General features: G+C 66.9%; 1 pseudogene. It reads right to left on the bottom strand.

Features of this window, described 5'->3' with window-relative positions:
• Positions 1-344, bottom strand: a pseudogene (locus R0J88_RS19150) (hypothetical protein); the annotation flags it as partial.

The following is a 344-nucleotide window of genomic DNA, read 5'->3' as shown; positions in this document are numbered from 1 at the left end:
CACTGCTGGAGCAGGAAGTGCTCGAGATAGGCATTCTTGAGCGACAGCTCCGGGCTGGGCGCCTTCATCACCATCACGCGCCGGCTCTTGAGGTCACGCACTTTGTAGACGCGCACCCGCGCGCTGCGCGACATGACTTCCATCACTTCTAGGCCATCGATGCGGTCGCCCGGCTCCAGCTCACGCGGCACCGGCAGGTCGCCATAGACGCGCCCCGGCGTATCGTCAGAGGCAGTCGCCAGGCGATCGATGCGCACCAGCTGGAAGCAGAACTGGTCGGCCGTGTAGCCGCGCTCATCGGCGCGGTCCGCCGCGGCATGGGCCAGGCGCTCACTGGCAGCATC

Source organism: Pseudoalteromonas sp. SIMBA_162 (genome assembly GCF_046535955.1).
GTDB lineage: Bacteria > Pseudomonadota > Gammaproteobacteria > Enterobacterales > Alteromonadaceae > Pseudoalteromonas > Pseudoalteromonas marina.
This window is presented reverse-complemented; position numbering and strand designations above follow the sequence as displayed.